Origin of the sequence: Falsirhodobacter deserti (assembly GCF_004015795.1) — a bacterium.
Taxonomy (GTDB): Bacteria; Pseudomonadota; Alphaproteobacteria; order Rhodobacterales; family Rhodobacteraceae; genus Falsirhodobacter; species Falsirhodobacter deserti.
In genome coordinates this window covers 549,817-572,072 of the sequence record NZ_ML137218.1, presented here as the reverse complement: position 1 = coordinate 572,072, position 22,256 = coordinate 549,817, and the positions used below count along the sequence as shown (strand labels likewise).

The 22,256-nt window shown below is 63.2% G+C and carries 24 protein-coding genes and 1 tRNA gene; 18 read left to right on the top strand and 7 right to left on the bottom strand.

Going from position 1 to position 22,256, the window contains the following annotated elements:
* Positions 1-20 precede the first annotated feature (20 nt).
* On the top strand, positions 21-713 hold the full coding sequence (locus tag JX25_RS02900) for a metal-dependent hydrolase (RefSeq protein ID WP_128253609.1): 693 nt from the start codon (positions 21-23) through the stop codon (positions 711-713).
* 5 nt (positions 714-718) lie between these two features.
* Here the strand turns inward: JX25_RS02900 and JX25_RS02895 are convergent, their stop codons facing one another.
* The 4 genes from JX25_RS02895 to JX25_RS02880 all read right to left on the bottom strand — a co-directional run bounded on the left by JX25_RS02895 (position 719) and on the right by JX25_RS02880 (position 4,274).
* Positions 719-1,660: a DUF2927 domain-containing protein gene (locus JX25_RS02895; protein ID WP_128253608.1), complete on the bottom strand. Its 942-nt coding sequence runs from the start codon at positions 1,658-1,660 to the stop codon at positions 719-721.
* Between the two features lie 3 nt (positions 1,661-1,663).
* Complete coding sequence (locus JX25_RS02890; RefSeq protein ID WP_128253607.1) at positions 1,664-2,818, bottom strand: toxic anion resistance protein; 1,155 nt, start codon at positions 2,816-2,818, stop codon at positions 1,664-1,666.
* Between the two features lie 10 nt (positions 2,819-2,828).
* Positions 2,829-3,635 carry a 5-bromo-4-chloroindolyl phosphate hydrolysis family protein gene (locus tag JX25_RS02885; protein ID WP_128253606.1) on the bottom strand — a complete coding sequence of 269 codons (807 nt, stop codon included), beginning with the start codon at positions 3,633-3,635 and terminating at the stop codon, positions 2,829-2,831.
* A 147-nt stretch (positions 3,636-3,782) separates the two neighbouring features.
* A complete protein-coding gene (locus tag JX25_RS02880) occupies positions 3,783-4,274 on the bottom strand; it encodes a GNAT family N-acetyltransferase (protein ID WP_128253605.1) in 492 nt (163 codons plus the stop codon).
* Between the two features lie 74 nt (positions 4,275-4,348).
* Here JX25_RS02880 and JX25_RS02875 point away from each other — a divergent pair, with 74 nt between their 5' ends.
* Positions 4,349-4,939 (top strand): flavin reductase family protein, encoded by a 591-nt coding sequence (locus JX25_RS02875; RefSeq protein ID WP_128253604.1) that lies wholly within the window; start codon positions 4,349-4,351, stop codon positions 4,937-4,939.
* Here the strand turns inward: JX25_RS02875 and JX25_RS02870 are convergent.
* Positions 4,893-5,906, bottom strand: a complete 1,014-nt coding sequence (locus JX25_RS02870) for a pseudouridine synthase (protein WP_128253603.1) — start codon at positions 5,904-5,906, stop codon at positions 4,893-4,895. The two genes, JX25_RS02875 and JX25_RS02870, sit on opposite strands and share 47 nt — an antisense overlap.
* A gap of 71 nt (positions 5,907-5,977) precedes the next feature.
* Between JX25_RS02870 and JX25_RS02865 the strand changes: the two genes are divergently transcribed.
* From JX25_RS02865 to JX25_RS02850, 4 genes are all read left to right on the top strand, one after another.
* Positions 5,978-6,430, top strand: a complete 453-nt coding sequence (locus tag JX25_RS02865) for a nucleoside deaminase (RefSeq protein ID WP_128253602.1) — start codon at positions 5,978-5,980, stop codon at positions 6,428-6,430.
* 47 nt (positions 6,431-6,477) lie between these two features.
* Entirely contained in the window at positions 6,478-7,452 is a 975-nt protein-coding gene (locus JX25_RS02860; RefSeq protein ID WP_128253601.1) for a phosphoribosylaminoimidazolesuccinocarboxamide synthase, read from the top strand.
* Between the two features lie 40 nt (positions 7,453-7,492).
* A tRNA-Ser gene (locus tag JX25_RS02855) sits at positions 7,493-7,582 on the top strand.
* 271 nt (positions 7,583-7,853) lie between these two features.
* On the top strand, positions 7,854-8,684 hold the full coding sequence (locus tag JX25_RS02850) for a DUF1206 domain-containing protein (protein ID WP_128253600.1): 831 nt from the start codon (positions 7,854-7,856) through the stop codon (positions 8,682-8,684).
* Between the two features lie 64 nt (positions 8,685-8,748).
* Here the strand turns inward: JX25_RS02850 and JX25_RS02845 are convergent, their stop codons facing one another.
* Positions 8,749-9,204 carry a thioredoxin domain-containing protein gene (locus tag JX25_RS02845; RefSeq protein WP_128253599.1) on the bottom strand — a complete coding sequence of 152 codons (456 nt, stop codon included), beginning with the start codon at positions 9,202-9,204 and terminating at the stop codon, positions 8,749-8,751.
* Between the two features lie 273 nt (positions 9,205-9,477).
* Here JX25_RS02845 and JX25_RS02840 point away from each other — a divergent pair, with 273 nt between their 5' ends.
* From JX25_RS02840 to JX25_RS02805, 10 genes are all read left to right on the top strand, one after another.
* Entirely contained in the window at positions 9,478-10,572 is a 1,095-nt protein-coding gene (locus JX25_RS02840) for a glycosyltransferase family 61 protein (RefSeq protein WP_128253598.1), read from the top strand.
* A 134-nt stretch (positions 10,573-10,706) separates the two neighbouring features.
* Entirely contained in the window at positions 10,707-10,853 is a 147-nt protein-coding gene (locus JX25_RS14735) for a hypothetical protein (RefSeq protein WP_164876037.1), read from the top strand.
* An 829-nt stretch (positions 10,854-11,682) separates the two neighbouring features.
* Positions 11,683-12,765 (top strand): hypothetical protein, encoded by a 1,083-nt coding sequence (locus JX25_RS02835; RefSeq protein ID WP_128253597.1) that lies wholly within the window; start codon positions 11,683-11,685, stop codon positions 12,763-12,765.
* A 26-nt stretch (positions 12,766-12,791) separates the two neighbouring features.
* Positions 12,792-14,831 (top strand): glycosyltransferase family 2 protein, encoded by a 2,040-nt coding sequence (locus JX25_RS02830; protein ID WP_128253596.1) that lies wholly within the window; start codon positions 12,792-12,794, stop codon positions 14,829-14,831.
* A gap of 37 nt (positions 14,832-14,868) precedes the next feature.
* Entirely contained in the window at positions 14,869-15,228 is a 360-nt protein-coding gene (locus tag JX25_RS15030; protein ID WP_241557835.1) for a hypothetical protein, read from the top strand.
* Positions 15,201-15,377, top strand: coding sequence for a hypothetical protein (locus tag JX25_RS14730; RefSeq protein ID WP_241557834.1), 177 nt, complete (start codon positions 15,201-15,203; stop codon positions 15,375-15,377). The genes JX25_RS15030 and JX25_RS14730 overlap by 28 nt, the downstream gene beginning before the upstream one ends.
* An 18-nt stretch (positions 15,378-15,395) precedes the next feature.
* Positions 15,396-15,593: a hypothetical protein gene (locus JX25_RS02820; RefSeq protein ID WP_128253594.1), complete on the top strand. Its 198-nt coding sequence runs from the start codon at positions 15,396-15,398 to the stop codon at positions 15,591-15,593.
* A gap of 186 nt (positions 15,594-15,779) precedes the next feature.
* Entirely contained in the window at positions 15,780-16,328 is a 549-nt protein-coding gene (locus JX25_RS02815; RefSeq protein ID WP_128253593.1) for a TRAP transporter small permease subunit, read from the top strand.
* Positions 16,329-16,339: 11 nt separating this feature from the next.
* Positions 16,340-17,869: a TRAP transporter large permease gene (locus tag JX25_RS02810; RefSeq protein WP_128253592.1), complete on the top strand. Its 1,530-nt coding sequence runs from the start codon at positions 16,340-16,342 to the stop codon at positions 17,867-17,869.
* A gap of 29 nt (positions 17,870-17,898) precedes the next feature.
* On the top strand, positions 17,899-18,993 hold the full coding sequence (locus JX25_RS02805; RefSeq protein WP_206611561.1) for a TRAP transporter substrate-binding protein: 1,095 nt from the start codon (positions 17,899-17,901) through the stop codon (positions 18,991-18,993).
* Positions 18,994-19,023: 30 nt separating this feature from the next.
* Here JX25_RS02805 and JX25_RS02800 read toward each other — a convergent pair whose 3' ends face one another.
* Entirely contained in the window at positions 19,024-19,758 is a 735-nt protein-coding gene (locus JX25_RS02800) for a sulfite exporter TauE/SafE family protein (RefSeq protein WP_128253590.1), read from the bottom strand.
* 196 nt (positions 19,759-19,954) lie between these two features.
* Here JX25_RS02800 and secG point away from each other — a divergent pair, with 196 nt between their 5' ends.
* Together secG and JX25_RS02790 are read left to right on the top strand one after the other, a co-directional pair.
* Positions 19,955-20,389 carry a preprotein translocase subunit SecG gene (gene secG, locus JX25_RS02795; RefSeq protein ID WP_128253589.1) on the top strand — a complete coding sequence of 145 codons (435 nt, stop codon included), beginning with the start codon at positions 19,955-19,957 and terminating at the stop codon, positions 20,387-20,389.
* A gap of 154 nt (positions 20,390-20,543) precedes the next feature.
* Positions 20,544-22,187, top strand: coding sequence for a CTP synthase (locus tag JX25_RS02790; RefSeq protein ID WP_128253588.1), 1,644 nt, complete (start codon positions 20,544-20,546; stop codon positions 22,185-22,187).
* Positions 22,188-22,256: the final 69 nt, after the last annotated feature.

Here is a 22,256-nt window from a genome sequence, read left to right as displayed (position 1 = left end):
GAAAACGGAAGGAGCGCATCATGAAACTCATCTGGCTTGGCCATGCCGGTTTCCGGCTGGAGATCGAGAACGCCGTCATCCTGATCGACCCGTGGTTCAGCGGAAATCCTTCGTTCCCCGAAGGACGGCAGGATGAGGCCATCGCAGGCGTGACGCATCTGCTGATCACCCACGGCCACGGGGATCACACTGCCGATGCGCTGGCCCTCAGCAAACGGCACGGCATCCCGCTCGTGGGCATTGCCGACCTGATCGGCTGGTGGGGCGAGGAAGAAGGCATCAACGGCATCGGCTTCAACAAGGGCGGCACCGTTGATCTGAACGGCGCGAAGGTGACGATGGTGAACGCCGTACACTCCTCCTCTGTAGGGGGAAAGACAGGGCCCATCTATACCGGCACCGAATCCGGCTACATGATCGCGGGCGAAGGGCATGTTATCTATGTCTCGGGCGATACCGACATCATGGCCGACATGGACTGGATGGGTGATTTCCACAAACCCGATATCGGCATCCTGGCCTGCGGCGGCTTCTATACGATGGACATGGAGCGTGCGGCCTATGCGGCGAAGCGCTATTTCAACTTCAAGACCGTGATCCCCTGCCACTACAAGACGTTCCCTGCACTGGCGCAATCGGCGCAGCCGCTGGCGGATGCCCTGCCCGGCGTGAAGGTGATCGAGCCCGAGGTGATGACCCCGATCACGTTCTGACCCTGTCAGGATGCGCCGCCGGCCACGAGTTGGGCGGCAATCGTCTGGACAAGCGGTCGCGCCTCGTCCTCGGTCATGCCGGGGCGCAGGCGCGGATCGTACAGCATCCGCAGCATCTGTTCGTCCATTCCCGTCAGCAGCGCAAATTCCTCGTCGTCGTTGAAGACCGAGGGGCGCGCACGCGGGCTGTCATTCTGAAGGCCCATGGCCTGTGCGATTTCCTCGTGCAGGCAGGCGAGGCCCAGAAGGGCCGGATGTTCTTCACGGATCAGTGCAAAGGCGCGGGTATAGGTGCTGTCGGGGGCCGAGCTTGCATAAACAAGGCAATACGTATCGCGAGGCAGATCGCGCACGGCATCAAGTTCGGCTGCCGAAAGGCTTGGGGCAGCACGGGCGATCTCCTTGCCCATGCTGCGCCGCTCATCCTCGTTCACGATGAAGATGTTGAAGTTCCCCTCGCCGGAAACCAGCGACAAGGGATGCCCTGTCAGGCGTTGGATGCGCCCGATATAGGAGCCGATACGTGCCCGCTCCAACGCCTTCTTGCGGGCATCCACGGAAGGCCCGAAAACCAGCCCAACGCGGATGGGCTGTGCCCATCGACGCATCGGGGTAGGCGTTTCGGCCTGTTCGAACCCGTCCGTGCCGCGCCGGTATTCGTCATAGAAGGCGATGCGGATGAAGTTCTCGGCAAGGATGCGGTCGTCCCAAGGAGTGTCGGAACTTCCGCCATCGGTCCGCAGCAGCCCCCGCGACAGCAGGTTGGCCTGCACCTTGGCGTAATAATCGCGCAGCGCCACGGACTGGGGCGACGGGGGCATCGGTGCGGCCGGTTCGGGCCGCGCGCGCGGACGGTCGGGATCGGGTGCGCGGGGCTGCGGCGCCGGATCCGCGCAGGCCGACAGCAGGACAAGCAGCACTGCGGCCTTCAGCACCCGGCTCCGCATGTGTCAGCTCCGTTTCTTGGCCTTGGCGGCGGCCAGCGCCTCGCGCAGGTCGGCCTCCATCCGGCGCAGGCTGTCCTCGGCAGCGGCACGGCGGGTTTTTGCCTCCTCGGCGATCTGCAGGCTTTCCCCGATGGTGGTGATCAGAATGCCATTCGCCTCGCGCACGGCCTCCACGTCGAACACGCCGCGTTCGGTCTGGGTACGGATCTCGCGGTTGGCCTGTTGCAGCGTCTGCGCGTTGGAGGTCAGAAGCTCGTTGGTAAGATCCTGTGCTTCCTTGACGGAAGCTGCCGCCTCGCGCCCCCGCTGGATCGCCACCGCCTGTGCAAGCTGCGTTTCCCACAGCGGCACCGTGTTCACGAGGACCGAGTTGATCTTGGTCACAAGGCTTTTGTCGTTTTCCTGCACCAGCCGGATGGCGGGCAGCGACTGCATCGTGACCTGCCGCGTCAGGCGCAGATCGTGCACGCGCCGGTCCAGATCGTCCCGTGCGGCACGCAGATCGCGCAGGGCCTGCGCCCCGACCATCCGTTCACTTTCAGGCAGATCGGTCAGCGCTGACTCGCGGGCGGGGATGGTCTCGCGGTCAAGTTCCGCCAACTTCGCCTCGCCCGCCGCGATGAACAGCGCAAGTTCACGGTAAAAGTCCAGCGTGCGGTCATACAGCACGTCCAGCGCCTTGATGTCCTTCAGCAGCGTGTGTTCGTGCTTCAAAAGCCGATCGCTGATGCTGTCGATCTGGTGCTGCACGCGTTCATAGCGGGCAAGAAAGGTGGCAAAGGGCGTGGTGCGCCCCGTCAGGCGGTCCCACCATGTGCGTTCGCGGCGCACATCCAGTTCCGAAACCGAAAAGCCGCGGATGGTGGTAACCATGTCGCGCAGGCTGTCCCCGGCCGGGCCAACTTCCTTGTTGCGCACATCATCCAGCATCCGGGCGCTGATTTCCTGCAGGCCGGCCTGTGCGCCCGCCCCGAAGCGGACGATGGATTGCGTATCGCCAAGGTCGATCCCGTCCATGCGGGCGCGGATTTCCTGCGCCTCTTCGGGCGTGGCCGTATCAAGGGTCAGAGGCATGTTGCCATCTTCCGGCACGGCATTGACGGACAGTGCCGCAATTTCCTCGCTGTGCCGCACGGCGTCTTGGGCGGTGGTGGTCATGCTCTTCCTCTCATTCGCGCATCAGTCTTTCACGCAGAACCGAAATCTCTACGTCAAGATCGGCGCGGTCGTTCCGCATCAGGTCGGACGTACGGCTTGCGAAATCCGTTTCAAGGTCTGACAGCAGCGCAAGATAATCGTGCCGTGCCGCCATGTCGGGATCGTGACGCTCGATCTCCGCCAGCTTGGCCGTCGCATCGCGTGCGCCCATAAGATACACGCCAAGATAGCGCCGCACCCCCGGCAGATCGCGGGGATCATCCTCCACCCGCCGGAACAGGGTGCGGGCGGTGACGGTGAATTCGGTGACGCGGCGCGTGATGGCCCGATCGCCAAGCCCTTCGGCAAGTGCCACCATCTCGGCCAGATAAGCCTCGGCTTCGTGGATGGCGCGGGCGACGCGGCCGGCTTCCATCCCTTCGCCCTTGTCGCGCAGGGGGTCCGGGCCGAAGCTGGCGACATGAAGCGCCGCGCCCACGATGGCCAGCAGGATCGCCATCACACCGCCGCCGCCCAGCGCGCCTGCCGCAATGCCAAGGCCGGTCAGCCCCGCCCCGATCAGCTTGCGCGGAATGGCGGGCTTGCGGGCGATGGTGCGCGCGTCATAAGCCGCCTCGGCCCGCAGCCCTTCGCGGGTGATCCACGAGGCGGTGGCGATCAGGCCGCAAGCCGCCATGCCCGCCAGCATGTCCGCCGATGTGCCGAAGAAGCCGGTCACGAAGAACAGAAAGGCGGGAAACAGCATCAGCCGCGTGCGGGTCGCGCCGCGGATGCGCCGGCGCCCGTCAAAGGCATTGCGCCGGAAGGGGTTTGCCATCAGCCGCCCCCGTTGCAGGACACGAAAATCAAAAGCCCCATCAGAAGCAGGAATGAGAGCTTGGTGAACGCACTGCCGGACATGTGGGCCTCGCTTTGCTTCCTGTTACGAGAACCTTACCCCATGCCGGATGCGGCTGCCAGAGGATCAGGCCCCCCGCGCCTTCACCACCTCTCCGGTCACGCCGTTCCATGCGCCGGCAATCAGCGAAAGCCCCAGAACGCGGTCGGGGTTGGTGGGGGGCGGCATGACCACGTCTTCCAGCTTCCGGAAGCCGAAGCGGCGATAATAGGGGGCATCGCCGACCAGCATCACACGTTCCCATCCGATGTTGCGCGCTTCGGCCAGTGTTTCGGTGATCAGCAGCGCGCCCAGCCCTTCGCCCTGACGCGTGGGGTGCACGGCCACGGGGCCCAGAAGCAACACGTCCTGTCGTGCAACCTCCACCGGCCAATAGCGGATGGCGGCGGCGATGGGCCCGTCCGGATCGCGCAGGATGGCGCAAAGCGCGGCCACCGTCGGCACGCCGTCCCGCAGGCGATAGGAGGACAATGCCGTGCGCCCCGGCGCGAAACACAGGTCGTAAAGGGCTTCGACCTCCCACCAGTCGGCAGGCGTTTCCTGCTCCAGTCGATACAACGGCCCCTCCCCTTTTTCGCTGGAAACGCGCCTAGCACGGGTGCACAAACATCGCAAATACCGATGGAGGCAGGATGTTCTACAGACCGCAGGACGGGCACGGGCTGCCCCACAATCCCTTCAACGCGATCGTGACGCCGCGCCCCATCGGCTGGATTTCCACCCGTCGGGGCGGCGGGGATAATCTTGCCCCGTATTCGTTCTTCAACGCCGTCGCCTATACGCCACCGCAGGTCATGTTCGCTTCGACCGGGCAAAAGGACAGCGCCGCCGCGATCCGCGAATCGGGTGTGTTCTGCGTGAACATCGTATCAACCGGCATGGCGGCCGAGATGAACGCGACATCGGCCGCGTTTCCGCCGGATACGGATGAATTCGTCGCCGCCGGTATCGCCAAGGCGGAATGCGATACAATCGATTGTCCGCGCGTGGCCGATGCGCCTGCCTCACTTGAATGCCGCGTGACCGAGATCGTGGCCCTGCGCGGTAACGGCAACCTGCTGATCCTGGGGGAGGTGACGGGCGTGCACATGCGCGACGACTGCCTGATCGACGGACGCTTCGACGTGACGCGGTTCCACCCGCTGTCACGCCTTGGATATCGCGATTATGCCTCGATCACCGAGGTGTTCGAGATGGTCCGCCCCGACGACCCTGCGGCTTGACCTCGCGCTTGGTGGGGTCGGAACCGAAGGCCGCGCCCTTGCCGCCTTTCTTGGCGGCCGTGCCGAAGCGCTTCGGCGCATCCCCTGCCTTGGCGGGGCCAGGGCGGCGGGGCTTGTCCTCATCCTCGGCACCGCGGCGGGGCGCGGTGCTGCGGACAGGTTTGCCCGCGGGCCGGTCCTTGGCCACGGGAACAACGCGGCGTTTCTTGGCGGGGACGTCATCCTCCACCGGATCGGAAAGGCCCAGCTGGTCCTTCAGAACGCGGGGGCGCACCTCCTCGACCTCTCCGGGCTTCAACTCGTTCAGGCGGAACGGGCCATAGCTGACGCGGATCAGGCGGTTCACCGTCACGCCGATGGCGGACATGGCGCGGCGGATCTCGCGGTTGCGGCCTTCGCGCAAGCCGACCGTCAGCCAAGCATTCGCGCCCTGATGCCGGTCCAGCTTCACATCCATCGGCTGGAAGCGTTCGCCATCCACCTCGATGCCCTTGCGCAGCGGTTCCAGATCGGGATCGGTCGGATTGCCCTTCACCCGCACACGGTACTTGCGCAACCAGCCGGTCGAAGGAAGCTCCAGTCGCCGTTTCAGGCCGCCATCGTTGGTCAGCAGCAAAAGCCCTTCGGAGTTGAGGTCGAGGCGGCCGATGGACATCACGCGGGGCATATCCTCGGGCAGCGATTCAAAAACCGTCTGACGGCCCTTTTCATCGCTTTCGGATGTGACCAGCCCCTCGGGCTTGTAATAAAGCCAAAGGCGCGGCTCTTCTGCGGCGGCAAGCGGCTTGCCGTCCACCACGATCCGGTCCGTAGCGGTGACGTTCAGCGCAGGGCTGTCGATCACCTTGCCGTTCACCTTCACGAGGCCGGCCTCGATCATCCGCTCCGCCTCGCGGCGCGAAGCCACGCCGGCACGGGAAAGGACCTTGGCGATACGGTCGCCGCTGGGGGTGGCTGGGTCGGTCATGGGAATCCTTGGATTACGGCCCTGAAGGATATGGGTGGACAAGCCCGCGCACAAGGCGGCATGACGATCCGATGAGCCCCTTTCGCAGCCATATGCAGATCGCGCTGGACGAAGCCGCTGCCGCCGCCACGCGCGGAGAGGTGCCGGTGGGCGCGGTTCTGGTCACCCCCTCGGGCAAGGTGGTGGCAAGGGCCGGGAACCGCACCCGCGAATTGTCCGATCCCACCGCCCATGCCGAGATACTGGTCATCCGCGAAGGTTGCCGCCTGATCGGATCCGAACGGCTGGGCGGCCATGCCCTTTATGTCACACTGGAACCCTGCCCCATGTGCGCCGCCGCCATCGCCGCATCCCGCATCGCCCGCCTGTATTATGCGGCGAGCGATCCGAAATCGGGCGGCGTGGCGCATGGCCCCCGCGTCTTTTCGCATCCGCAATGCCATCACGCGCCCGAAATCTATGACGGGCTGCGCGAGATCGAGGCAGCCGCCCTTCTGCGCAGCTTCTTCGCAGGCCGCCGTTGACACGCGGGCCGTCCCCGCCCATGACGGCGCAAGACAGGAGGCCCGCCATGCCCGCAATCGATCTGACCCGCATTCTGCCCGAAGCCCGCATCGCGGAACTTCCCAATCCCTACTTCGGAAAGGTTCGCGACTGTTACGACCTGCCCGATACCGGAAGCGGCGAACAGCGCATCCTGATCTCTTCGGACCGCATCTCGGCCTTCGACCGCATCCTGACGGCGATCCCGTGGAAGGGGCAGGTTCTGACGCAGATGGCCCGCTGGTGGTTCGAAAACACCGCCGATATCGCGCCGAACCACGTTCTGTCCTATCCCGACCCCAACGTCGTGATCGGCAAGAAGGTGGAAATCCTGCCGGTGGAGATCGTGGTGCGCGGCTATCTTGCCGGCACGACGGGCACATCCGTGCTGACGCTTTACAAGAAGGGCGTGCGCCAGATGTATGGCCACACCCTGCCCGACGGCCTGCGCGACAACGAGGCGCTGCCCCAGCCGATCATCACCCCCACCTCCAAGGCCTTCGACGGCGGCCATGACGAACCGCTGGATGAAGCGGCCATCGTGTCGGGCGGATTGCTGACGCAAGCGCAGTGGGACGAGGTGTCGGCCATGGCGCTGGCGCTGTTCGCGCGCGGCCAAAGCATCGCGGCCCAGCGCGGGCTGATCCTTGTGGACACGAAATATGAATTCGGTCTGGATGCGGATGGCCGCATCCTGCTGGCGGATGAAATTCACACCCCCGACAGCTCGCGCTACTGGCATGCGGCAAGCTATGCCGAGGCGTTCGCCGCAGGCACCCGCCCCGCCAGTTTCGACAAGGACGTGATCCGAGCATGGGTGGCCGAACGGTGTGATCCTTATGCCGATCCGATCCCCCAGATCCCGGCCGAGATGATCGCCCAAACCTCTGCCGCCTATATCGAGGCGTATGAAACGATCACCGGCGAATCCTTCGTTCCCGACGCCAGCGGCACCACCCCGCTGGAGCGCGTTCGCAGCAATCTGGCCCCTTGGTTCGGATGAGGCTTGCCGCCGGTGCTGCATTTGTTATGCAGCACCGAACGGATGGGTGGCCGAGTGGTTTAAGGCTCTGGTCTTGAAAACCAGCGTAGGGGGAACCCTACCGTGGGTTCGAATCCCACCCCATCCGCCATAGATCCCGCCCCTGCCACGAGGACGGCCGGAATTTTCCCCACATGCGACACTGATCCGGCAGGCGAAGTCAGGTCCCGGGCGATTGCTGGCTTCCGGGTCCGGAACGACAGGTGCCGCAGGGCGCACCCCCGCAACGAAAGGCGCAAAGCTTCGTTGCTGCCGGAAACGGAACCGAGAGAGCAAAGCCGGAATTACCTAAAGGAACGCCTTGAAAAGGTGCAACCTTGAAGCACACGCTTCACAAAGCCCGGAGACCATGCATGAGAAAGATGGCCGATAAAGACATGGGCTGGGCGATTCCGGTCATGCAGGCCGGCTATCTTGGTCGCGGGCTGGTTTATCTCTCCGTTGCAGGTGTGTCCCTTTATTCTATCTGGAGGGGCGGTCAGGCGCAGGACACCTCCTCTGCCCTTGGCTGGCTGGAGAACACCTGGGGAGGGGGCGTGATCCTGTTCCTCATCCTGCTTGGGATGTTGGCCTATGCCCTTTGGCGCCTTGTCGATGCTGCCTTCGACCTTGAGGATTACGGCAGCGACGGGAAGGGAATCGTCGCCCGCCTTGGTATGTTGGTGACCGGCGGGGTGCATCTGGGAATCGGCGCGGTCGCCTTTTCCCTGCTGTTCGGCGGCGGCAGTTCAGGAGAGGGTTCTAGCATCCCTCGCTATGTCGGGGCGGTCATGCAGTGGCCCGGGGGGCGCTGGATCATCGGCATCGTCGCACTTCTGATCCTTGGCGCTGGGGTTTATTACTTCTGGAAGGGCTGGAAGAACGAATATCGCAAGCATCTTCGGGCAAGCCGGTTCACCAACCGCTGGAACCCCATCCTGAAGGCGGGCCTGATGGCGCATGGCGTTGTTATCGGCGTGATCGGTCTGCTGTTCTTGTTCGCAGCATGGCAGGCAGATCCCCAGGCAGCAGGTGGCGTGGGCGAGGCGTTCTCGTGGCTGTCGAAACAGGTATATGGCCAGATCCTTGTCATCAGTGTCTGCATCGGTCTGGTCGGGTTCGCGATCTTCTGCTTCGTCAACGCCTTCTTCCGCATCGTTCCCAAGGCATCCGGCCCGAATATGCAAAGCCTGGCGGACAAGGTCACCGGGTAGCGCGGTTAGGCCACAACGGCAATTTCGATGGCCAACCGGCCCGATCGGCGAACGCCAGCACGATTCAGGCTACCGGCTCGGCCTTCGGTCCGGGCGTCATCTCGAAGCGTTCGTAATCTTCGGCATAGTAATCCTGCACAAAATCATAGATTTCGGGCGCGATGGGCGCGGGCTGGTTCTTCCCTACAAGCGTGCGGCCGATGTCTGCGGGATGCGTTTCATCAGCCCATTCGTCAAGCCATGGCACAAGGGCATCCAGCCCGTCCTCCAACCGGAACACGTCGCACCATTCCGGCACGAAAGAGGTTTGCGGGCGGAAATGGTCGTCAAAGCGCGCATGATCGGGATTTGCGAACTTCTTGATGCGCGGCAGCCAGCTTTCGAAGGTTTCTTCGGCGAGGATCTTCTTGCGCTTGGTCTGGTGATAGTGGAACGCGCTGCGTACGCGGCCCCCCGGATCGCGCACCACCGAGAATCCTGCATCGAAGAAGCCATCGGGGAACATCTTGGCAAGCTGCATGGCCGGCAGGTGCTGCGCCGATGTCCGGCTCCAGTTATGCTTGGGGGGGGATGGCGGCGATCGAGAAAGGCCGCGGGTCCAAACCTCTTGTCCAGATAATCCTCGATGCTGGTGCCGGCGCATTTCGGGACATGGGCGAAAAAAGCAGTTTTCCCGCATGCTTGAAGATCGGCATCAAGTGTCCCCTGTCTTGTAAGGACCGACAACAGATTGACCGATACCCATGCCCTTGGCAAGATCACGGCGCCACGGTTAACACACGGACGGATCAACATGGACACCCTTGCGCCTGCACCCGTCTGCCTGCCTTTTCCCGATCCCGAAGAAGGCTGGTCGCGGTCGGTCTTTCGCGTGAAGGGCGGTGTCGTGGATCCCGATCATGGCGGCCTATGGTGCGACGGCACCCTTTGCCCCGAGGCGATGCTCTATCGCTGGCGCAATACATATCGTGGCGGCAAGGGCACGGAACCTGCCACGGCCGCCCCCCTGCCGGGGCGCCATCTTTGGGGCGGAACGATCTTCTTCCACTTCGGGCATTTTCTGGCTGAATCCCTGCCACGTCTTTGGGGCGCGGAAGCCAGCGGCGCGGAATCCATCCTGTTCACGCCGAAAACGCTGCGGGGCAAACATCCGGCAGAACTTGCCGGTTATCAGAAGCAGATCCTGGACCGGCTTGGCATCCACCTGCCCGTCCGCATCATCTACGAACCCGTGCAGGTGGAGGATCTGATCATCCCCGGCCCCGGGTTCGGGCTGGGTGCCATGGCACGCGGAACGCAGGAATTTCGGGATTTCGCGCGGCGGATGGATCCGGGGCCGGACGCGTCGGCGGGGGTGCGGAAGCTTTACATCTCCCGCTCTGCCCTGCCCAAGAAAACCGGCAGCGTTCTTGCCGAAGCCGCGCTGGAGAGGATGCTGGAGGCGGAGGGCTTCCACATCTATCACCCGCAGCAGCATTCCATCGACGATCAGCTTCGCACCTTCCGCAACGCCACCCACGTTCTTGGACCGGACGGATCGGCCTTCCATCTTGCCGGCTTCATCACCCAGCCGGGGCAGACCTTCACGCTGATCAAGCGCCGCAACGCGCGTGAATACGTCACCTTCTTTGATCAGCTTCTGGCCGCCGGCGCGGATGTCGCCGTCATCGACGCGGTGGTTGCCGACTGGATACGCCCCGGAAAATCCAAGGCCGACGACATGAGTTGGGGCGAGTTGGACTTCGCCGCGCTTTCCGCCGGCCTGCTGAAGCGGGGTCTGATCGACCGCCCCCTTGCCTTCACCAGCCACGACCATGCGGCAGAACTGGCGCAGATCGGAACCGTTCACCGCGGCGAGATGACACGCATCGCGGTTACGCCTGCCTGATCCGATGCTCCGCGCGGTGCCCTAACGGCGCGTTTGCCTTCGTGACCCAGAATGGCCCCGCAACATCTGGCGAATGCGGTCAGGAAAGGACAAAGCGTGGGCATCACAGGGATCGGGGCTGGGCGCAATGAATCTTGGCATCGGCATCACATTGCTCCAGCATCCGCGCGGGCGCCTCGTTCCGGGCATGGGTTCCGACCGACATTGCCAGCCTCAGGGCATGGTGGGACGCATCCGACACGGCCACCCTGCAACTGGAAGGTAGCAGCCTGCGTCAGTAGACCGACCAGACCGGTACGCCTAGACGCAGCCGGCGGCGTCCAGCCGTCCGACATGGAGCGTAAGCGCCCGCAACGGAAGACCCGGGGTTCTGCTGTCGGCGGGCAGAAGATGACGGGCGGCATCGGGGGGCTGCCTGTGGGGCAGATGGCACGGTCAGTGCTTTTCTCGGGCCATTCGAATGAAACAACGGCAGGTGCCGTCGCAATCGGCTGGGGTGCATGCGCGAAGGGCCAGATGATGTGCCTTCGCGCAGGAACGCGAACCGAAACGCCGCGCATCGACAAGCATTCCAACCCCGAGGTTGCGACGGCGATCTGGGTCGGTCAGGACCGCTGCGTGATCCACACGCGGGAAGGGGCCGTCGCAGGCGGTTCCCCTTCTGGTTCAATGGGGCGGCCGCCAGTGCGGGGATGGGCGACGGCATGGCCACGGCCTCAACCGGATCGCTGCTGGGATGCTATCCTGATGGGGCCAACACACCTGCGGCGACCATTGCGCAGCAGATCCTTGTCTTCGGCAGCGTCGTCACGACCGGGGAACGCAGAAGCTGGAAGGATGGGAACCCTTCAAGACCGGCAAGGCCGCCGTGAACCTGCCGGCGGATCATCCCTACCGCGCCGCGCCCCCGTCGTTTCACTTTGACTCAAGGCTCTGCGCTGGCGGGCCGACCAGCCCGCCGGCGAAACGGCCCTCAGGGCTGCCGAAAAAGCTAACGGGCTTATTACAATAACAATTCTGAAACCCAATCTTCGTGAACAAAGGATTGACTAGGGCAATCTGTCGGGAAAGAGTGGCCTGATTGCAGCAGGCCCAACCGATGGACGGCACATGAACGCGACAGCGCAGCTCCAGGATCTTGCCATCATCTACGTGCTTGATCCGCCAGGCCTGACGCGAGACAGCATCGTCTTGCTTTCCACCATCCGCCATGTGCTGGGCGATGTGAAGGTGATCGCCTATTGCCCGTCGGACAAGGTGGATTTCCTTTTTCCGTATGTTACGGAATTCTATGACAGGATGGGCGCCGAGATCCGCCTGATGGAACCGACGGACAAGTTCATTGCCCCCTACAAGCAAGGCAACAAGCTGCTGGCTTGCCTGCAGGAGCGTGATACCGAGTATACCCTGTTCCTTGACACCGACACCGCGATCGTCGCCCCCTTCTCGCGCGCGGATCTGGTGACTGAAGGAACCGTCAGCGTGGTGCCCGAAGGGGTGCAGAGCTGGGGCGGCAATCCTGGATCATGGGAATACGTTTACGAGAAATTCGGCCTGCCCTTCCCCGAAGAGCGGGTGCGCCTTGTTCGCAGCAACAAGCTTAGCCCGCCCTACTGGAACGCAGGCATGATCGCATTCCCCACCCGTTCGGCCTTTGCGGAAACGTGGTTCCGGCTGGCGACCGAACTGGATGCCGATCCGCAGGTCGACCACAAGCGCCCGTGGCTTGACCAGATCACGCTGCCGCTTGCCATCGCCGTTTCGGGCCTGCAGGCGCGGAATGTCGGGAAGGAGTGGAACCTTTCCATCTCCCATCCCGGTCACGAACGGCATCACGAGGAATTCTTCCGCAACATCAATGCGATCGACGCGAAGATCGTGCATTTTCACCAGGCGAAGTTCTTCGCCGGCACCAAGTTCACCGCCATCGCAGACGAGGCGATCGCAAGCAACACCAAGTTCGCCTCGCTGTCGGAACTGACGGCGCCGGGGGACGCAGCGGCGGCCCGGCGCGAAGAGGTGTGGGGACGTTTCGGCGAGTTGAAGAAGATCGCCCAGAAAACCCCCGAGGAACTGGCCGAGATGCACGCGCTTGGCCAGGAGAAGAACAGGATCAAGGCCCGGCGCAACAGCGCCGAGGAGCAGGCTGCGCGGGCACCCGACAGCATCGTGAAACCCGTCACGGCCGATTGACGGCTGCTTCGGACAAGGTGTTTTGCATGAAAGATTTCGCCGAGATGACTACGGCCCGCACTGACCTTGCCCCCATCGGCTCCCTCTGGATCGACGGGATGCTGTCATGGCTTGAGGTGGCGTCGCTTCGCAGCTTCGTGGAGCTTGGGCATGATGTCGTTCTTTACACCTACGGAAAGATTCCGAATGCGCCAGCGGGCGTCGTGGTGCGGGACGCGCGCGAGGTGTGGGATACAGGCGAGATCCTTGTCTACAACAGTGCCAATAGCCCTGCTCTGCATGCCGACATCTTCCGCGTGATGATGGCCCGGCAGGTGGGCCGGGTCTGGGTGGACACCGACGTCATCGCCTTGCGGCCCTTTACCCGCGACGTGCGCTGGTTCCTCGGCCATGAGCGGGGAGATAAGCTGGAGCTGGGCAACGCCGTCTTCGGCCCGCCGCAGGATTCCCGGACACTGAACGAGCTTTACGCATTCCTTACCAGCCCGCAGCCGGTGCCGCCCTGGATGAAGGGCAAGCACCGCGAAGAGATCGCCCGCCGCTGGGAAACGGACGCCGGATTCGGCATCGGCGATCTGCCTTGGGGCACTTTCGGGCCAAAGGCCGTGACCCAGTTCGCCATTGCCACCGGCGAACTGGAACATGCCGCGCCGCAGACCGCCTTTTTCCCCGTGACGTTCCAGGATCGAAAGGTGCTGGTCGATCCCCGGAAGACCGAAGAACTGGAAGCGCTGATGGTCAGCGCCGAAAGCTATTCGGTCCATCTTTATTCGCGCTGGATGCGGAAGGTCTGCACCCGCTCGGACCTTGGCCTACCCGATCCCGACAGCTGGATCGGGCGCTGGGCTGCCAAACATGGTGTGATCGAATACCCCTCGGCCAAGACCGCAGCCCCCGCGCCGGAAACCACCGCCCCGCCCCGGGATGCGACTGCAAAGGCCCGCCAGCAGGAAATCGCGCAGCAGGAAGAACAGGCGGCCACTGCAGCGGCAGAAGCCGCCCTTGCGGATCTTGAAGCGCGCAAGCGTCTTGTTCCCGGCGGGGCCAACACCTCGCGGCACGGCAAGGTCAGAATTGTCACCATGGCCAAGGACGAAGGGCCCTACGTTCTGGAATGGGTGGCCCATCATCACGTTATGGGCTTCACGGATATCCTTGCCTATACCAACGACTGCACCGATGGCACGGACGAGATGTTCGACGCGCTTGCGGCCTGCGGGCTGTGCACGCGCCTTGACAACCTTCCGTGGAAGGACAAGCCCCCGCAATCGCGCGCCCTGCACTGGGCCGAGCAGAACCCGCTGGTTACCGGCGCCGACTGGCTTCTGGTCATGGATCTGGACGAATTCGTCTGCGTCAAGCTGGGCGATCACCGCATCGATTCGCTTCTGGACGAGGTGACGGCGCGGAAGGCCACCGGCATCTGCCTGACATGGCGCTTCTTCGGCAGCGGCGGCGAGGAGGAGTTCGGCAGTGGCCCCGTAACCGAGCGGCTTGTTCACGCTGCTCCTGACAGTTTCGTCAAGGGTTATGGCATCAAGACGCTGTTCAAGACCGATCCGCACCTCGCGCTGGCGATCCACCGCCCATACCTCAACACGCGGTTTGCCCGTACCGAGGAAGGGCAGGCCTATCCGGTGGAGTGGCTGAACGGCAGCGGCGATCCGATCGATGGCAAGGACCTGAAATGGCGCCTGAACAGCCGGCAGATTGGCTATAAACTGGCGCAGATGAACCATTACGGCGTCAAATCGCGCGAGGAATACCTGCTGCGGCGCTTACGCGGTGACGTTCTGGACAACCACTCCAAGTACAACGCCGAGTATTTCGGCCTGTTTGATCGGAACGAGGTCGAGGACCGCTCTGCCCTGGCACTGAAGGCGGAGCGGGATGCGCTGATCGCGGATCTGCTGAAGGTGCCGCAAGTGCGCGCCGCTGCCGACCTGGTTGAAAACCGCCGGCAGGCCAAGCTGGAACGGTTGCGCAATTCGGCCGACTTCAAGGATGAGATCGGGGGGCTGAAACCCTATCCGATCGACACCGCCATTAAGATGAAGCGCAAATAGGCCTCGGATCCGGAGCACCGGGAGAAGGATTGGGAAGATGAACGACCAGTTTATCTTCCCACCGGAGCCTGATGCCGGCTGGTCGCGTGAAGTGACGGTTCTGCAGGATGCGATCGTGTGGCCAGCCGGCGAGATGCGCCGCGTGCAGGTTTGCGGCGTGCCCCATGCCGATGGCAGCGATTGCCCGGAAGGCGCCATCTATCGCGGCGACACGCGCATGATGACTCCCGTCATTGGCCGGGACGCCCCCGCGGCGCGGCTGACCGGACGGCACATGTGGGGCCGTCAGGCTTCGCCCATTTCGGCCACTTCCTGGCGGAAACCGTCTCCCGGCGTTGGGCCGTCCAACACAGCGATGCGGAGAGAAACGTGTTCATCGGCAAGCATGAAAACCTGATCGACCTGTCACCCTGGCAGAAGCGTTTCATCGAAATGCTTGGCATCACCAAGCCAATCACCTTCATTCGCGAACCCACCCGCATCGAAACGCTGGAAGTGCCGGGACAAGGCTTCGGTCTTGGCCGTATCGCCCGCGGCACACCGTAATTCCGCGAATCCCTCAAGGTGCTGCAGATCGACCACGAAAAGTTCGGGGCGCAACTGGCGCAGCTTGGTTATATCGACACGCCGGAACGCCGGGCCGTGCCAACCGAGAAGGACTTCTCCATCGCGTTCGAGAGGTTCAAGAAACGCTCCGGCCAGGACGTCATCTTCCGGCCTGCCGATGTGCCCATCGAAGAAGCCATCGCACATACCCTCTGACGCCAGCGCGGCATCATGAACGGGCGGATCATCCCGGATGATCCGCCCGCAGAGCCTTTGAATCAGGCACATCTTCGCAGATCTTCCCGCAGCACTTGTTTTTCTTGCCGCAATTCCCGCCGCTTCATAAGCTTGAGTCGCGGCGGCACCGGCAATAAAGGTGCCTGCCCCGCGAGGGAGGGTTGCATGGGCACTTTGTTGGCGCTTTCGCGCCGGATCGACCTGCTGAACACGTTCATCGGAAAGGCGGCATCATGGCTTATTCTGGCCGCCGTTCTGATCAGCGCGATCAACGCAGTGATGCGGAAGCTTTTCTCCCTCAGCTCCAACGCGTGGCTGGAGTCGCAGTGGTACCTTTTCTCGGCCGTATTCCTGCTGGCAGCAGGATACACGCTTCTGGCGAATGAACATGTGAAGGTCGATCTGGTCTACAGCGCCCTGTCGCGCCGCAAACAGCTGTGGATCGAGGTGCTGGGCACGATTTTCTTCCTGTTTCCCTTCTGCATCATCACGATCTGGCTGTCATGGCCCGTGGTGGCCGCCAAGATCGCCTCGGGGGAGGTGTCGAACAACACGGGCGGGCTGATCCAGTGGCCGGCATGGATCCTGATCCCGATCGGCTTTTCCCTGCTGGCCCTTCAGGGCGTGTCCGAATTGATCAAGCGCATTGCGATCCTGCGTGGGGCGATACCCGATCCGGTGCTTGAGGCAGATGCCGAAGCGGCGAAGCTGTAAGGAAAACGGACATGGCTGCATTCTTCGCGGAAAACCTTGCCCCGATCATGTTCGCATCGCTGATCGTGGTGCTTCTGATCGGATATCCGGTCGCCTTCGCGCTGGCCTTCGTGGGCTTCGTCTTCGGCTTCATCGGGATCGAGATGGGGCTTTTGCCCATCAACCTGTTCCAAGCCATCCCCGACCGCATCTTCGGCCAGATGTCGAACGAAACGTTGCTGGCCATTCCGTTCTTCACCTTCATGGGACTGATCCTGCAGCGATCGGGAATGGCCGAGGCGCTGCTGGACACAATCGGCCAGTTGTTCGGCCCTGTGCGCGGCGGCATCGCCTTTGCCGTCATCTTCGTCGGCGCGATCCTTGCGGCAACGACGGGGGTGGTGGCGGCCTCCGTCATCTCCATGGGTCTGATCTCGCTTCCGATCATGCTGCGCTATGGCTATGACCGGCGTATCGCCACGGGGGCGATCGCAGCCTCGGGAACGCTGGCGCAGATCATCCCTCCAAGCCTTGTGCTGATCATCCTTGCCGATCAGCTGGGCCGTTCGGTGGGTGACATGTACAAGGGGGCGATGGTTCCGGCATTGATGCTGGTTGCGGCCTATGCAGCCTATATCGTGGTGGTATCGATCATCAGCCCGCAGAAGGTGCCTGCCCTGCCCCCCGAAGCGCGGACCCTGCGCGGGTGGAAGCTGCTGGGGCGGGTGCTGACATCGCTTGTTCCGCCGCTGGTCCTGATCTTTCTTGTGCTGGGCACGATCTTCTTCGGCATCGCCACCCCGACCGAGGGCGGCGCGATGGGATCGGTCGGCGCGCTGGTTCTGGCCGCCATGAACCGCAGGCTGACGATGGACCTGCTGCGCCAGTCGCTTTATTCCACCGCGCGGCTTTCGGCCTTCGTGCTGTTCATCCTGCTGGGTGCGCGGGTGTTTTCGCTGACCTTCTATGGCGTGGACGGTCACGTCTGGGTCGAACACCTGATGACGTCGATCCCCGGTGGCGTGATCGGCTTCCTGATCGTGGCGAACCTGCTGGTGTTCTTTCTTGCCTTCTTGCTGGATTACTTCGAACTTGCCTTCATCATCATCCCTCTGCTGGCCCCCGTGGCCGAGGCGATGGGCATCGACCTGATCTGGTTTGGCGTGATGCTGGCGATAAACATGCAGACCTCGTTCATGCATCCGCCTTTCGGCTTTTCCCTGTATTTCCTGCGGTCGGTGGCCCCCACGCGGCCCTATCGCGACAAGTTGACGGGGGCGACGATCCAGCCCGTCACCTCGGGCCAGATCTATATGGGGGCGGTGCCGTTTCTTGCGATCCAGCTGGTGATGGTGGTGATGGTGCTGTCATTCCCGCAGCTTGTGACCCATTACAAATCGGGCGCGGCCGAGGTTGATCCAGCCAGCATACAGCTGAACGTGCCCATGCCGGGGGCCACCCCCTATGGAGCCGCGCCCGCCCCCAGCTTTGGCGCGCCTGCCGCCCCCGCACCAAGTTTTGCCCCGCCCGCGCCGCCGTCTTTCGGCGCACCATCGCAATGAACCTGTTTTCTGGGAGGAAAAACATGACGATTGACCGCCGCAAGTTCCTGACCCGAAGCTCTGTCGCGGGTGTTGCCGCGGCGGGGCTTGCCAGCCCTGCTATTGCCCAGTCGATGCCGGATGTGCGCTGGCGGCTGACCTCGGGCTTTCCCAACAACCTCGACACCATCTATGGCGGCGCCGTGGTGATGGCCGAGGCTGTGAAGGCCATGACGGGTGGCAAGTTCCAGATTCAGGTCTTCCAGGCCGGAGAGCTGGTTCCCGGTCCGCAGGCCATCGACGCCGTCCAGTCGAACACGGTAGAGATCGCACATACCTGCGGATACTATTTCACCGGCAAGAACCCCACATTCGCCATCGGATCGGCCATTCCCTTCGGCCTGAACTCCCGCCTGCAGAACGCCTGGCTGTATCACGGCGGCGGGAACGAGGCGTATGACGAGTTCCTGTCCGCCTATGGCATCATCGGCAAGCCGGGCGGCGGCACGGGCGCGCAGATGGGCGGCTGGTACCGCAAGGAGATCAACAGCCTGTCCGACCTGAACGGCGTGAAGATGCGGATCGCAGGCGTCGCGGGCGAGGTGATGTCGCGCCTGGGCGTCGTTCCGCAGCAGCTTCCGGGGGGCGACATCTATCCCGCGCTGGAACGCGGCACTATCGACGCCGCGGAATGGATCGGGCCTTATGATGACGAACGGCTCGGTTTCTACCAGATCGCGCCGTATTATTATTATCCCGCCTTCTGGGAGGGTGGGCTGACCATCCACTTCTTCATCAACAAGGAACAGCACGACGCCCTGCCGGAGGAATACAAGGCCGCCCTCGACACTGCGTGCAAGGCGGCGAACATCAACATGCAGTCGCTGTATGATGCCAAGAACACGGCCGCGATCCGTTCGCTGGTCGGCAAGGGCGCGCAGCTTCGCCCCCTGCCCGCCGATGTGATGCAGGCCGCCTATCAGGCCACGTTCGAGCTTTATGCCGAATATTCCGAACGTCATCCCGAATGGGCCGCCATCTATCCCGGCTGGAAGAAGTTCCGCGATGAAGGCTTCGAATGGTTCCGCGTGGCCGAATACACCTATGACAGCTATGTCTTTGCCGCGCAGGCCGCAGGCCAGTGACCGTTGCGGCTCCGGAGAAATCCGGAGCCGTCACAGCTTCCAGAAGAACCACCCGGTCATCGCAATCCCGTAAAGGATGATCGCGATACGCAGTGCCTTGGCGGGTATGAGATAGGCGAAATGCGCGGCGACATAGCCGCCGATCGTCACGCCAAGCAGGGCGATCGTGCCGTAATACCATTCGATCGTTCCGCTGGCGGCGAAGCGAATAACCGCCACCAGCGCCACCACGGCGGAAATCCACAGCTTCAGCCCGTTCATCGCGTTCAGATCGACCATTCCCGCCGTGGCCAGGAAGGCCAGCAGCAGGATCCCAAGGCCGGCGTTGAAGAACCCGCCGTAAAGGCAGACGGCTGCAAGAAACAGCCACAGCACGATGCCTGCCCCGCGAAGGCCCTGCATCAACGCGCTGACCTGCTTGCCGAAGGTAAACAACAACACGGCGGCCAGCATCAGCCACGGCATGATCTGCGCGAATTGTTCTTCCGAAACGACAAGCAGCAGCTCTGCCCCGAGCCAGCCGAACACCAGCGCCACCAGCGAATAGGGCAGCAGCAGCTTGCGGTGCTGGCGAATTGCCGGCCAGAAGCCGACCGTGCCGCTGACATATCCCGGCAGCGCGGCATAGGTGTTCGAGGCATTGGCCAGCAACGGCGGCACCCCTGCCAGGATCAGCGTCGGCATCATGATGAACGATCCGCCCCCTGCGAGCGTGTTCACGACGCCGCTCAGGATTCCGGTAAGCAGAAGCAGTATTTCGGTCATGTGGATCGCCTTGCACCTGCAGCAGAAAATGTTGCGCGGAAGGGCCCGATCCCCTTCCTGCCACCTTGAACATCATCCACCTGCGCGCCTTTTGTGCAAGCCTGCCGTCACCAATTGCCTCACATGCCCCTTTGGGGTTGCGGGCACGGCCGCATGCTTCTAGATAGGCGCGTCAGCAGCCGAAGGCCGTTCCCGCATGGAAAACGTCATCCTCACCGTTCACCTGATCCTCGCCCTTCTTCTGGTGGGGGTCGTTCTGCTGCAGCGGTCTGAAGGTGGCGGGCTTGGAATGGGCAGCAGCGGCGGTGGTGGTGGTGCGATGTCGCGCCGTCAGGCCGCGAACGCCATGACGCGGGCCACATGGGTCATCGCCATCGCCTTCATCTGCACCTCGATCGCGCTGACGATCATGGCAGCCTCGAATTCCTCGGGTGGCTCGGTTCTGGACCAAATCGGCGGCTCTTCCGCTGGCAGCAGCGATGCCGATGCTCCCACGGGCGCGGATCTGTTGCCGCCGCCCAGCACGGATGCGGGGTCCGGATCGCTGGTGCCGCCGCGTGCCGATGATGCGGCGCCCGCACCGGCAACGCCCGCGGTTCCGGCACCCGAACAACCCGCACCGGCAAACTGACAGTCATGACATGGCGGGCCATCCGGCCCGTCTTCCGCATCCCGAGGCCGGTTGCGCAAGGCCCTGCCCTGCGCTATAGTCCGAGTCCCGTGATGCTGCGATTCCGCATTTCCGAATCGCTGCTTGAAATCGAACTCACGGGAGTATTCCACGCATGGCGCGATATGTATTCATCACCGGCGGCGTGGTGTCCTCGCTGGGCAAGGGCCTTGCCTCTGCCGCACTGGGCGCGCTGCTTCAGGCGCGCGGCTATTCGGTTCGCCTCCGCAAGCTTGATCCCTATCTGAATGTCGATCCCGGCACGATGAGCCCGTTCGAACATGGCGAGGTTTTTGTCACCGATGACGGCGCTGAAACCGACCTCGACCTTGGCCATTACGAACGCTTCACCGGCGTGTCGGCCCGGGCGACGGACAGCGTTTCTTCGGGCCGCATCTATTCCACGGTGCTGGAGAAGGAGCGTCGCGGCGATTACCTTGGCAAGACGATCCAGGTGATCCCGCACGTCACGAACGAGATCAAGGACTTCCTGTCAATCGGCGATGACGAGGTGGATTTCCAGCTTTGCGAGATCGGCGGCACGGTCGGCGACATCGAGGGCCTGCCCTTCTTCGAAGCCATCCGCCAGTTCGCGCAGGACAAGCCGCGCGGCCAGTGCATCTTCGTGCACCTGACTCTACTGCCCTATGTCACCGCCTCGGGCGAGCTGAAGACGAAACCCACCCAGCACTCCGTCAAGGAACTGCGGTCCATCGGCATCGCGCCCGACGTGCTGCTGCTGCGGTCGGAGCATGAGATCCCCGAGAAAGAGCGGGAGAAGATCGCCCTCTTCTGCAACGTCCGCAAGGATGCCGTGATCGCCGCGCCGGACCTGAAGACGATCTACGAGGCGCCGCTGGCCTATCACCGCGAAGGCTTCGATCAGGCGGTTCTGGATGCTTTCGGCATCGCCCCTGCGCCCAAGCCCAGCCTGTCGCGCTGGACCGACGTGATGGACCGGCTGGAGCATGCCGAGGGCGAGGTTCGCGTTGCCATCGTCGGCAAGTATACGCAACTGGAAGACGCCTACAAATCCATCGCCGAGGCGCTGACCCATGGCGGCATGGCCAACCGCACCCGCGTGAAGGCCGAATGGATCGACGCCGAGCAGTTCGAGCATGCCGATCCCGCGCCCTATCTTGAAGGTTACCACGCGATCCTTGTTCCCGGCGGGTTCGGCGAACGCGGAACCGAAGGCAAGATCAAGGCCGCGCAATATGCGCGTGAAAAGAACCTTCCCTACCTTGGGATCTGCCTTGGCATGCAAATGGCCGTGATCGAAGCGGCGCGCAATCTGGCGCTCGTCGAGGATGCCGGCTCCGAGGAGTTCGACCACGAAACCGGCCGCAAGCGCTTCACACCTGTTGTCTATCACCTGAAGGAATGGGTGCAGGGCAATCACGTGGTGGAACGCAAGATCGGCGACGACAAGGGCGGCACGATGCGTCTTGGCGCCTATACCGCCGCGCTGGCCGAAGGATCGCTGGTGTCCAAGGTCTATGGTGCGACCGAGATCGAGGAGCGTCACCGCCACCGCTACGAGGTCGACATCAAGTATCGCGACCAGCTGGAAACCTGCGGTCTGTGCTTCTCTGGCATGTCGCCCGACGGTCGCCTGCCCGAGATCGTGGAATTGAAAGGCCATCCGTGGTTCATCGGCGTGCAGTTCCACCCCGAACTGAAGTCGAAGCCCTTCGCGCCGCATCCGCTGTTCGCCGACTTCGTGCGCGCGGCGATGGAAGTCAGCCGTCTGGTCTGACCCTTCCCCCAAGAACAGGTTCAAAGCGCCCGACCAGGGCGCTTTTCCATTTGGCCGTTCTGTGCAAGG

Excerpts from the sequence above, each read along its gene's own strand:
- JX25_RS02900 (WP_128253609.1), top strand. The coding sequence starts at position 21 with ATGAAACTCATCTGGCTTGGCCATGCCGGTTTCCGGCTGGAGATCGAG.
- JX25_RS02895 (WP_128253608.1), bottom strand. The coding sequence starts at position 1,660 with ATGCGGAGCCGGGTGCTGAAGGCCGCAGTGCTGCTTGTCCTGCTGTCG.
- JX25_RS02890 (WP_128253607.1), bottom strand. The coding sequence starts at position 2,818 with ATGACCACCACCGCCCAAGACGCCGTGCGGCACAGCGAGGAAATTGCG.
- JX25_RS02885 (WP_128253606.1), bottom strand. The coding sequence starts at position 3,635 with ATGGCAAACCCCTTCCGGCGCAATGCCTTTGACGGGCGCCGGCGCATC.
- JX25_RS02875 (WP_128253604.1), top strand. The coding sequence starts at position 4,349 with ATGTTCTACAGACCGCAGGACGGGCACGGGCTGCCCCACAATCCCTTC.
- JX25_RS02870 (WP_128253603.1), bottom strand. The coding sequence starts at position 5,906 with ATGACCGACCCAGCCACCCCCAGCGGCGACCGTATCGCCAAGGTCCTT.
- JX25_RS02865 (WP_128253602.1), top strand. The coding sequence starts at position 5,978 with ATGAGCCCCTTTCGCAGCCATATGCAGATCGCGCTGGACGAAGCCGCT.
- JX25_RS02860 (WP_128253601.1), top strand. The coding sequence starts at position 6,478 with ATGCCCGCAATCGATCTGACCCGCATTCTGCCCGAAGCCCGCATCGCG.
- JX25_RS02850 (WP_128253600.1), top strand. The coding sequence starts at position 7,854 with ATGGCCGATAAAGACATGGGCTGGGCGATTCCGGTCATGCAGGCCGGC.
- JX25_RS02845 (WP_128253599.1), bottom strand. The coding sequence starts at position 9,204 with ATGCAGCTTGCCAAGATGTTCCCCGATGGCTTCTTCGATGCAGGATTC.
- JX25_RS02840 (WP_128253598.1), top strand. The coding sequence starts at position 9,478 with ATGGACACCCTTGCGCCTGCACCCGTCTGCCTGCCTTTTCCCGATCCC.
- JX25_RS02835 (WP_128253597.1), top strand. The coding sequence starts at position 11,683 with ATGAACGCGACAGCGCAGCTCCAGGATCTTGCCATCATCTACGTGCTT.
- JX25_RS02830 (WP_128253596.1), top strand. The coding sequence starts at position 12,792 with ATGAAAGATTTCGCCGAGATGACTACGGCCCGCACTGACCTTGCCCCC.
- JX25_RS15030 (WP_241557835.1), top strand. The coding sequence starts at position 14,869 with ATGAACGACCAGTTTATCTTCCCACCGGAGCCTGATGCCGGCTGGTCG.
- JX25_RS02815 (WP_128253593.1), top strand. The coding sequence starts at position 15,780 with ATGGGCACTTTGTTGGCGCTTTCGCGCCGGATCGACCTGCTGAACACG.
- JX25_RS02810 (WP_128253592.1), top strand. The coding sequence starts at position 16,340 with ATGGCTGCATTCTTCGCGGAAAACCTTGCCCCGATCATGTTCGCATCG.
- JX25_RS02800 (WP_128253590.1), bottom strand. The coding sequence starts at position 19,758 with ATGACCGAAATACTGCTTCTGCTTACCGGAATCCTGAGCGGCGTCGTG.
- secG (WP_128253589.1), top strand. The coding sequence starts at position 19,955 with ATGGAAAACGTCATCCTCACCGTTCACCTGATCCTCGCCCTTCTTCTG.
- JX25_RS02790 (WP_128253588.1), top strand. The coding sequence starts at position 20,544 with ATGGCGCGATATGTATTCATCACCGGCGGCGTGGTGTCCTCGCTGGGC.